The 9,319-nt window shown below is 59.8% G+C and carries 10 protein-coding genes; 6 read left to right on the forward strand and 4 right to left on the reverse strand.

Annotated features, from left to right (window positions below):
* The first annotated feature begins 406 nt into the window (after nt 1–406).
* Nucleotides 407–1,294 (forward strand): threonine/homoserine exporter RhtA, encoded by an 888-nt coding sequence (gene rhtA / locus HX846_RS04065; protein WP_003210146.1) that lies wholly within the window; start codon nt 407–409, stop codon nt 1,292–1,294.
* A gap of 167 nt (nt 1,295–1,461) precedes the next feature.
* Entirely contained in the window at nt 1,462–1,743 is a 282-nt protein-coding gene (locus HX846_RS04070; protein WP_003210144.1) for a hypothetical protein, read from the forward strand.
* A gap of 12 nt (nt 1,744–1,755) precedes the next feature.
* Here the strand turns inward: HX846_RS04070 and HX846_RS04075 are convergent, their stop codons facing one another.
* Nucleotides 1,756–2,316 carry a TetR/AcrR family transcriptional regulator gene (locus tag HX846_RS04075; RefSeq protein ID WP_178965010.1) on the reverse strand — a complete coding sequence of 187 codons (561 nt, stop codon included), beginning with the start codon at nt 2,314–2,316 and terminating at the stop codon, nt 1,756–1,758.
* 89 nt (nt 2,317–2,405) lie between these two features.
* On the opposite strand from HX846_RS04075, the gene HX846_RS04080 reads away from it, so the two are divergent.
* Together HX846_RS04080 and HX846_RS04085 are read left to right on the forward strand one after the other, a co-directional pair.
* The gene (locus HX846_RS04080) at nt 2,406–3,137 is read left to right on the forward strand and encodes an SDR family oxidoreductase (protein WP_003210139.1); all 732 of its coding nucleotides are present in this window, start codon (nt 2,406–2,408) and stop codon (nt 3,135–3,137) included.
* A 35-nt stretch (nt 3,138–3,172) separates the two neighbouring features.
* Nucleotides 3,173–3,763 carry a 2-hydroxychromene-2-carboxylate isomerase gene (locus tag HX846_RS04085; protein WP_178965011.1) on the forward strand — a complete coding sequence of 197 codons (591 nt, stop codon included), beginning with the start codon at nt 3,173–3,175 and terminating at the stop codon, nt 3,761–3,763.
* On the opposite strand, the gene HX846_RS04090 is transcribed toward HX846_RS04085, so the two are convergent.
* The 3 genes from HX846_RS04090 to HX846_RS04100 form a co-directional block, all read right to left on the reverse strand.
* Entirely contained in the window at nt 3,760–5,568 is a 1,809-nt protein-coding gene (locus HX846_RS04090; protein ID WP_178965012.1) for an aminopeptidase P family protein, read from the reverse strand. The two genes, HX846_RS04085 and HX846_RS04090, sit on opposite strands and share 4 nt — an antisense overlap.
* 36 nt (nt 5,569–5,604) lie before the next feature.
* Nucleotides 5,605–6,765 carry a cysteine desulfurase family protein gene (locus HX846_RS04095; protein WP_087695274.1) on the reverse strand — a complete coding sequence of 387 codons (1,161 nt, stop codon included), beginning with the start codon at nt 6,763–6,765 and terminating at the stop codon, nt 5,605–5,607.
* 228 nt (nt 6,766–6,993) lie between these two features.
* Nucleotides 6,994–7,263 (reverse strand): hypothetical protein, encoded by a 270-nt coding sequence (locus tag HX846_RS04100; protein ID WP_008430855.1) that lies wholly within the window; start codon nt 7,261–7,263, stop codon nt 6,994–6,996.
* A 397-nt stretch (nt 7,264–7,660) separates the two neighbouring features.
* Between HX846_RS04100 and msuE the strand changes: the two genes are divergently transcribed.
* Nucleotides 7,661–8,224 (forward strand): FMN reductase, encoded by a 564-nt coding sequence (gene msuE / locus HX846_RS04105; protein ID WP_003210131.1) that lies wholly within the window; start codon nt 7,661–7,663, stop codon nt 8,222–8,224.
* A gap of 9 nt (nt 8,225–8,233) precedes the next feature.
* A partial coding sequence (gene ssuD / locus HX846_RS04110) for an FMNH2-dependent alkanesulfonate monooxygenase (RefSeq protein ID WP_178965013.1) occupies nt 8,234–9,319 on the forward strand: 1,086 nt, incomplete at its 3' end.

Here is a 9,319-nt window from a genome sequence, read left to right on the forward strand (position 1 = left end):
TTAGCGGGAGGCGAATTCTACAGCGTTACACGCTGCTGTCAACACCTCTTTTTCTCCGCTTTCGACCGAGAAGATCGAACCGTTAATAGGGCCAAACAACACTGCCTTACTAACTCCTTCTGGGCTTCGATGATCTGAAGCAACTCGCTGTCGAAACCTACATAACTCATTGTTTACCAAGGAGTTTTCCGTTTCGACTGCGCCGGAAGTGGGGCGAATTATAGACTTCCAGAATCTGCCGTCAACCCTTAATTCAGCTTTTCTATCAATCCATCCCGACAATCACGGAATTCGTCTATATAGGAAGGAACCGTTAACTAATTGAGCAATATATTGCCCAACGCTCAACAGTTAAGCATCATAGCCACTCGGTTTCTTTCAATACGACCTCGGACGAATACCCTCAATGACCACTTCCCCGCGTAGCCTGGCTTCGACACTGTTTCCGGTCGGCCTGCTACTCATTGCCATGGCCTCTATTCAATCAGGCGCCTCGCTCGCCAAAAGCATGTTCCCCATCGTGGGCGCCCAGGGCACCACCACCCTGCGCCTGATTTTCGCCAGTGTGATCATGCTGCTCCTTTTACGCCCATGGCGCGCCAAGCTGACAGCCAAGTCGTTGCAGACGGTGATCGTCTACGGGATGGCGCTGGGGGGAATGAACTTCCTCTTCTATATGTCGCTGCGTACCGTTCCGCTGGGAATTGCAGTAGCCCTCGAATTCACCGGCCCACTGGCAGTAGCCATCTACGCTTCGCGACGCGCCGTAGACTTTCTCTGGATAGCCTTGGCGATTGTCGGACTTCTGCTATTGATCCCAGTGGGCGAAGCCAGCAGCGGCATTGACCTCACAGGCGCCGCCTATGCACTCGGCGCAGGTGCGTGCTGGGCACTCTACATTTTGTTTGGCCAAAAGGCCGGCGCCGACAATGGCGTTCAGACTGCGGCCCTCGGCGTAATGATTGCAGCGTTGTTTGTTGCACCGATAGGTATCGTTCACGCGGGCGCCGCACTCCTCACACCCTCGCTGATCCCGATCGCCATTGGTGTCGCGGTTTTATCCACCGCCCTGCCCTACACCCTGGAGATGGTCGCCCTGACTCGCCTGCCAGCCCGCACGTTCGGAACCCTGATGAGTATCGAACCCGCGTTCGGCGCCCTGTCCGGGCTGTTTTTCCTTCAAGAGCACTTGTCCCTGGCGCAATGGCTGGCCATCACCTGCATTATCCTGGCCTCGGTGGGTGCAACCCTGACCATGCGTAACGAATCAAAACCACTCGTTCCAGCCGATTGATTCAGGATTTGACGTAGCTATGGCATTTGCCGCTCAATTAGGCCATGTTTAGGTCGTAACCCAGTGTCATTCATGGAGATTTTCGATAAGGACATCATGAACGCTACACTCGAGAGCGAGCAAAGCCAGCTTCGTGCACTTAAGCGAGGCGGCTATTAAGGATAGTAATGAAGCGAATTTTGATGCTGTTCATGATTGTGGCAATCGCAGGTTGTGCCGCGACCACCAAGACCGAAGTAAAACGGGGAAAGAAGGGCCTGCATATCAACTGCTCAGGCCTGTCCTCTTCCTGGGACCAGTGCTACGCCAGTGCAGCTAATTCGTGTGGCGCCAAAGGCTATAAAGTCATCGCCAAGTCGGGGGACAACGCCGAAGACCCAGGCGACTACCCGTTCGGCCTTAACCCCGCCGGCTACACAAGCCGAAGCATGATTGTCATCTGCAAGTAACTGTCGATGACCTCACAGCCTCGACAGCTGCTGGCTGAGCACCTCGTAGTTCGATGACAGGACCTGTGCCTGCACCTGCGGGTCGACCATCATCCGCGCCACCACCAGGGCGCCGATGCATTGCGACAGAATCGACCACGCCAGGGCCTCGCTGCCCAGTGTTGCTGCCCACCCCACCTGCAATCGGCAAATCCAGTCCTGCGCCTGTTGACGAACGGCCACATCAGATCGCGCAATCTCCGCCCCCAGGCTCGGCAACGCACATCCGGCTTCGGATTGCTCCACATGGGCCATGCTCAGGTAGAACTTCAAACAGCGATCCAGCCGCTCACGGCTTTGCACCCCGTCGCCATTCAATCGCTCAAGGCTGTGGCTCAATTCACGCTCGACAATCGAACTGAACAATTCATCCTTCGAAGCGAAGTGGCTATAAAACGCACCGCCACTCAAGCCAATGGCCTTCATCAAGCCATCCACCCCGACACTGGCAAAACCCTCTTTCTTCGCCAGTGCCGCACTGCTGTCCAGAAGCTTTTCCCTGGTTTGCTGCTTGTGACTAGCCGGATATCGCATCGCTTCCTCCACTGTGCTGTCAGCTTGACGCCTGCTGGATCGTAGCATAACGTTCGTTTGGCAAACGATCGTTTACTAAAGGATCTCCCATGACGAACAACAAGAAAATCGTACTGGTAGTGGGTGCCGGCGATGCCACAGGTGGTGCCATCGCCAAGCGTTTCGCCCGTGAGGGTTACGTCGCCTGCGTCACCCGGCGCAGCGCCGATAAACTGCAACCCTTGGTGGATAGCATCCACGCAGCAGGTGGCGAGGCGCATGGCTTTGCCTGCGATGCCCGCAAGGAAGAAGACGTTATCGCGCTGATCGAGCGGATTGAAACCGAGCTGGGCCCCATCGAAGCCTTCGTGTTCAACATCGGCGCCAATGTGCCGTGCAGCATCCTGGAAGAAACCGCCCGCAAGTACTTCAAGATTTGGGAGATGGCCTGTTTCTCAGGCTTCCTCAACGCGCGGGAAGTGGCCAAGCGCATGGTCACCCGTAACCGCGGCACCATCCTGTTTACCGGTGCCACGGCCGGGTTGCGTGGAGCCGCCGGCTTTGCCGCGTTCGCTGGAGCCAAACACGGGATCCGTGCACTGGCGCAAAGCATGGCTCGCGAACTGGGCCCACGGAATATCCACGTCGCCCACGTCGTCGTGGATGGCGCCATCGACACCGACTTCATCCGCGACAACTTCCCGCAAAAATACGCCCTCAAGGATCAGGACGGCATTCTCAATCCGGACCACATCGCCGATAACTATTGGTACCTGCACAGCCAGCCCCGGGACGCCTGGACCTTCGAGCTGGACCTGCGCCCCTGGAATGAACCCTGGTAAGCGCGCCCCATAACAATAAACTGCGAGTATCCAGCATGAGTAAAACAGTAGAATTTTTCTTCGACCTCGGCAGCCCTGACACCTATCTGGCCTATACCCAACTTCCAGGCCTGTGCGCTGCAACCGGCACCCAGCTGATTTACAAGCCAATGCTGCTGGGCGGGGTGTTCAAGGCCACCGGCAATGCGTCACCGGCCACCGTTCCCGCCAAAGGTCGCTACATGTTCCAGGACCTGGCACGCTACGCCCAGCGCTACCACGTTCCGCTCAAGTTCAATCCGCACTTTCCCATCAACACATTAATGCTGATGCGTGCGGTCACCGGCGTCCAAATGCGCCAGCCCGAACGCTTTCTCGACTTCATCGACTGCCTGTTCCACGCACTCTGGGTCGAGGGCCGACACTTGGGAGACCTGTCTGTGGTAGCCGCAGTGCTGACCGAACACGGCTTTGATCCTGAAGCAGTCCTGGCGCTGACCAACGATGACGAAGTCAAGACAACCCTCAAGGACAACACCGAACACGCGATTCAGCGTGGCGTATTCGGTGCCCCCAGTATGTTCGTCGGCGACCAGTTGTTCTTTGGCCAGGATCGCCTGGACTTTGTGCGCGAAGCGCTGGGCTAGATCGCAGCCGTACGCACCTGCAACCACTCCAGCGCTGCACCGCTGAGCAGCGGGCTCAGGCGCTCACGGACGTGTGCGTGGTAATCGTTGAACCACTGGCGCTCCTCCACCGTCAGCAACGACGGCTCCAGGCAACGGGTGTCGATCGGGCACAGCGTGAGTGTCTCGAACTTGAGGAACTCGCCAAACTCGGTCTTGCCCGCTTCACGGTTCAACACCAGGTTCTCGATGCGCACACCCCAGCGGCCCGGCCGGTAAGTGCCGGGCTCGATGGAGGTAATCATGCCTGCCTGCATTGCCGTTTGCGGCGCCGCGACGGCTTGGTACGCGATCACCTGCGGGCCTTCATGCACATTGAGGAAATAGCCGACGCCATGACCGGTACCGTGGCCGTAGTCCACACCCTCGGCCCAGATCGGCGCACGGGCAATCGAGTCCAGCAGCGGCGAGAGAATGCCCTTGGGGAAATGCGCGCGGGACAAGGCAATCACACCTTTGAGCACCCGCGTGCAGTCGCGCTTCTGCTCTTCGCTTGGCGTCCCGATAGGCACCATCCGCGTGATATCGGTCGTGCCGCCCAGGTATTGGCCACCGGAGTCGATCAGCAGCAAGCCATCGCCCTCGATCAGCGCGTGTTCTTCTTCAGTCGCGTGATAGTGCGGCATCGCGCCATTGGCGTTGAATGCGGCAATCGTATTGAAGCTCAGCGACACATAACCCGGACGACGGGTACGCGCTGCCGTCAGGTGCTCATCAATGGTCAGTTCGGTGATGCGCTCACGGCCCAACGCGCTGTCGAGCCAGGCGAAGAATTCACACAGGGCCGCGCCATCCTGCTCCATGGCCTGGCGAATGTGCTCGGCGTCCGCCAGGCTCTTGCGCGATTTGGCCAAGGTGGTCGGGTTAAGCCCCTCGATCAGCGTGACGCCACTGCCCAGGTTTTCCAGCAAGCCGGCGGTCACCCGGGCCGGGTCGACCTGCACACTCGCGCCCGAAGGAATGTCCTTCAACGCCGCTGCGACTTCGCTGTAATCGCGCAGGGTCACGCCATCCTGTTCCAGCACCGTGCGAAGCTCGGCATCGACTTTGCTCAGGGCCACAAACAGCGTCGCCTGCTGCTGGCCGATCAAGGCAAACGAGACAAACACCGGGTTGAACGAAACGTCGCCACCCCGCAGGTTAAACAGCCAGGCAATGTCATCCAGGGTCGCGATGAAATGCCAGTCGGCCCCCTTTTCCTTCAAGCTGGCACGCAGGGCTGCGAGCTTCTCGCCACGGCTGACGGTGGCCTGGGGTGGCAGATGTTGATAGATCGGTTGGTTCGGCAAGGTTGGACGGTCTTGCCAGACTTCATTCAACAAGTCGATATCCGTGCGCAAGCGTGCACCACGTGCCTCCAGCTTGCTGCCCAGGGTGCGCGCCGAGGCCACGGCCATGACCGCACCATCAACGGCCACCACGCCGCCTTCCGGCGTTTGCTCCGCGAGCCATTCCAGCGGCCCGGGCTGGCCGGGTTGCAGCTTGACCAACTCGATGCCGCTGCCCTTGAGCTCCTTGGTCGCCTGTTCCCAATAGCGGCTGTCTGCCCATACACCGGCAAAATCCGCAGTAACAATCAGCGTACCCACCGACCCATGGAAACCCGACAACCACTGACGGCCCTGCCAGTAACCCGGCAGGTATTCGGACAAGTGCGGATCCGCCGACGGCACCAACAGGGCATGAATGCCCTCGCGGCTCATCAGTTCGCGGGTGTGCGCCAGGCGCTGGGGAACCGTTCCATGGGTCAAAGGCTGTGTGCTCATCGTGTCTCCTGCTAACCACTAATAATTGTTATGGGGTCAAACGGCCCAGAACGCCGGTGCGCTGGCCAGTGCCGCCTTGATCAGCTGTACCGCCTGATCGATATCCTGCTCGGTGGTAAACCGCCCGAGGCTCAAGCGAATGGTGCGACCTGCGCTGCGGGCATCATGGCCCAGCGCCAGAAGCACATGGGACGGTGCATTGCTCGCCGAATTGCAGGCCGAAGTGGCCGAGAAGGCAATGCCCGCGCTCAAGGCGGCGGAATTGAACTCGCCTTCGCTGAACGTCAGGCTCAGGGTGTGGGGAATGCGTTGGGTAAGGCTGCCATTGAGGCGCACCCCGGCAATTGTATTCAGCTGTTCCAGCAGGCGCTCGCGCAAGGCAACGATGGTCGCCTTTTCTTCAGCAAAGGACGCTGCCGCCAGGGCAAACGCGGTGCCCATGCCGGCAATCTGGTGAGTTGCCAGGGTGCCCGAACGCAAACCACCTTCATGGCCACCGCCGTGAATCTGCGCCAGCACTTTCTGCTGCGCACGTGGGCCGACGTACAACGCGCCGATACCCTTGGGACCATAGAGTTTGTGTGCGGAAAATGACATGAGGTCCACTGGCCATTCGGCCAGGTCAATCTCGACCTTGCCTGCGCCCTGCGCCGCATCCACGTGAAACAGCGCGCCATGCTCGCGCACGCGTGCGCCAATCGCCCGGATATCGTTAAGGGTGCCCAGCTCGTTGTTCACCAGCATCAGCGACACCAGGAAGGTGTCCTCACGCAATGCTTCGCTCACCGCCTCGACACTGATCAAACCCTCGGCGTCCGGCACCAGGTACGTCACGGCAACCCCGGCTTCCTGCAACTGGCGAGCGGTGTCGAGCGTGGCCTTGTGTTCAATCTGGCTGGTGATGATGTGCCCGCCGGCCACGCCGCGCGCCTGGGCAACGCCCTTGATGGCGAGGTTGTTGGACTCGGTGGCACCGGAGGTCCAGACAATCTGTGCCGGCTCGGCGCCGACCAACTCAGCCACCTGGCCCCGTGCCTGCTCAACCGTTTGCCGGGCCTGTTGGCCGAACGCGTGGGAACTGGACGCAGGGTTGCCGAAGTTGGCATTGAAGCCCAGACACTCAACCATCACCTGGATGACCCGCTCATCCACCGGCGTGGTGGCGGCGTAGTCGAAATACAGCGGACGTTTATTCATGACGTTAAAGACTCGCAGAGCAGGTTCCCGAGAACAACGTCTCAGGGGCCGCAATCAGGAAGGAAGATGGTTTACCTGATCCCGTGCCGTTAAAGAAAGACCACTTTATTTAAAAGTGCGTAGGAACGCTCCTGAAATTCAGCTTAACAGGCTCCGGGAAACGGATGGCAAACAAAAAGCCCGAGGTTCCTGTAGGAAACCTCGGGCTCTTCAGACCTCGCCACTGACTCAACTGGGGCGACCGTGCAGCGTCATGCTGCGCTCGGCATTCATCTCACCCTGACGGTCGAAACCGAAGGTGTTCCGTGGCTGGCCGGTCAGTTCGGCTTTCTTCTGTTGGTATTCATCAAATGACAGGCCTCGACGGCTCAGGGCTTCAAGCGCCAGTTCCTTGCTCTCCTCGGCCGAATAGCCACGCAGTTCGGGCGACGAATGCGTCGCACAACCGGCAAGGACTGAGGTGACAAGCAATACGGAAATGGCGAGAAAACGGTTCATGGCGAAGGTCCTGCGAAACGGGTTGAAGTCAATGAGTACAGGCTACTCCCGCACCTGCACGGTGAAAAATCATCAGCCGTGATAGTCGCTATCAACCTTTGCGACACTTCTGATAGTCGCGCCATATATTCCATTTAGGTCTATAAATATGGAAATACGTTCATTTACGGAATAAACACAACCCTCTATAAATGGCCTCAACACTCACGCCACTGTTCGCCTGGCAACTGTTGCCCAGGCAACAGTCATTCAACAAAACACCAGGCAGACAACACCACCATTTTCCAACACCTGGCACAGAGGCCACGCCAGTCAAGGGCTGCACAGCTTGGTACAGCTCTTGCTCAAGCCCTGCTACTGCTCTTGCCCTGAGCCACTGTTGAAAAAGGAACTGTTGATGACCCGTCCACTGAATGTCGTTGCCCTCTCCGGCGGAACCTGGCGTCCGTCCCGCACCCTGGTGTTGACCCAGGCGGTGCTGGCCGAACTGGCCGATCAATTGCCGATCCAGGCCACCCTGATCGAACTGGGCGACATTGCCCGGCCGCTGGGCGGCGCACTGTCCCGCCAGGAACTGCCCGCCGACGTCGAAGCGCAACTGCAGGCCATCGAACAGGCCGACTTGCTGATCGTTGCCGCGCCGGTGTATCGCGGCTCCTATCCCGGCCTGCTCAAGCACCTGTTCGACCTGGTCGACCTCAACGCCCTGATCAACACCCCGGTGTTGCTGGCGGCCACCGGCGGCAGCGAACGCCACGCCCTGGTACTCGATCACCAGTTGCGCCCGCTGTTCAGTTTCTTCCAGGCCCTGACCTTGCCCATTGGCGTGTACGCCACCGAGGCCGATTTCACCGATTACCACATAACCAGTGAGCCCTTGAAGGCCCGCATTCGCCTTGCTGCAGAACGCGCCGCGCCGTTGTTTGCCGCGCATCCCACCTCTCTGCTGAAAATCGCTTAAGGATTTGTCATGGATGTTTTCTGGTTTCTGCCTACACACGGTGACGGCCACTACCTGGGCACCACCCAGGGCGCTCGCCCGGTCACCCTCAACTATTTGAAACAAGTCGCCCAGGCCGCCGACAACCTCGGCTACCACGGCGTGCTGATTCCCACCGGCCGCTCCTGCGAAGACTCCTGGGTGATTGCCTCGGCGCTGGTGCCGTTGACCGAACGCCTGCGTTACCTGGTGGCGATTCGTCCGGGGATCATCTCGCCAACCGTCTCGGCCCGCATGGCCGCCACCCTCGACCGGCTGTCCAATGGCCGCCTGTTGATCAACGTGGTGACCGGCGGCGACCCCGACGAAAACCGCGGCGACGGCAGCTTCCTCGATCACAGCGAACGCTACGAAGTGACCGACGAATTCCTCAAGATCTGGCGCCGCGTGCTGCAAGGCGAATCGGTGGATTTCGAAGGCAAACACCTGCGCGTGCAGAACGCCAAGGCACTTTACCCACCGGTGCAGAAGCCATATCCACCGCTGTACTTCGGCGGTTCCTCGGACGCTGCCCACGACCTCGCCGCCGAACAAGTCGACGTGTACCTGACCTGGGGCGAACCACCGGCCGCCGTCGCCGAGAAACTCGCCGACGTGCGTGAGCGCGCCGCCCGCCACGGGCGCACCGTCAAATTCGGGATTCGCCTGCATGTGATCGTGCGCGAAACCGAAGAAGACGCCTGGAAAGCCGCGGCCAAACTGATCGAGCACATCAGCGACGAGACCATCGCCGCCGCGCAAAAATCCTTCTCGCGCTTTGACTCCGAAGGCCAGCGGCGCATGGCCGCCCTGCACGACGGGCGCCGCGACAACCTTGAGATCGCCCCCAACCTGTGGGCCGGCGTCGGCCTGGTACGTGGCGGCGCGGGCACGGCCCTGGTGGGCAACCCTCAGCAAGTCGCCGAGCGCATCAAGGAATACGCAGACCTGGGCATCGAAAGCTTCATCTTCTCCGGCTACCCGCACCTGGAAGAGGCGTATCGCTTTGCCGAACTGGTGTTCCCGCTGCTGCCGGAACCCTACGCCAGCCTGGCCGGGCGCGGCGTCACCAACCTC

The organism is Pseudomonas sp. K5002, assembly GCF_013386655.1.
Lineage (GTDB): Bacteria > Pseudomonadota > Gammaproteobacteria > Pseudomonadales > Pseudomonadaceae > Aquipseudomonas.

Excerpts from the sequence above, each read along its gene's own strand:
- rhtA (WP_003210146.1), top strand. The coding sequence starts at position 407 with ATGACCACTTCCCCGCGTAGCCTGGCTTCGACACTGTTTCCGGTCGGC.
- HX846_RS04070 (WP_003210144.1), top strand. The coding sequence starts at position 1,462 with ATGAAGCGAATTTTGATGCTGTTCATGATTGTGGCAATCGCAGGTTGT.
- HX846_RS04075 (WP_178965010.1), bottom strand. The coding sequence starts at position 2,316 with ATGCGATATCCGGCTAGTCACAAGCAGCAAACCAGGGAAAAGCTTCTG.
- HX846_RS04080 (WP_003210139.1), top strand. The coding sequence starts at position 2,406 with ATGACGAACAACAAGAAAATCGTACTGGTAGTGGGTGCCGGCGATGCC.
- HX846_RS04085 (WP_178965011.1), top strand. The coding sequence starts at position 3,173 with ATGAGTAAAACAGTAGAATTTTTCTTCGACCTCGGCAGCCCTGACACC.
- HX846_RS04090 (WP_178965012.1), bottom strand. The coding sequence starts at position 5,568 with ATGAGCACACAGCCTTTGACCCATGGAACGGTTCCCCAGCGCCTGGCG.
- HX846_RS04095 (WP_087695274.1), bottom strand. The coding sequence starts at position 6,765 with ATGAATAAACGTCCGCTGTATTTCGACTACGCCGCCACCACGCCGGTG.
- HX846_RS04100 (WP_008430855.1), bottom strand. The coding sequence starts at position 7,263 with ATGAACCGTTTTCTCGCCATTTCCGTATTGCTTGTCACCTCAGTCCTT.
- msuE (WP_003210131.1), top strand. The coding sequence starts at position 7,661 with ATGACCCGTCCACTGAATGTCGTTGCCCTCTCCGGCGGAACCTGGCGT.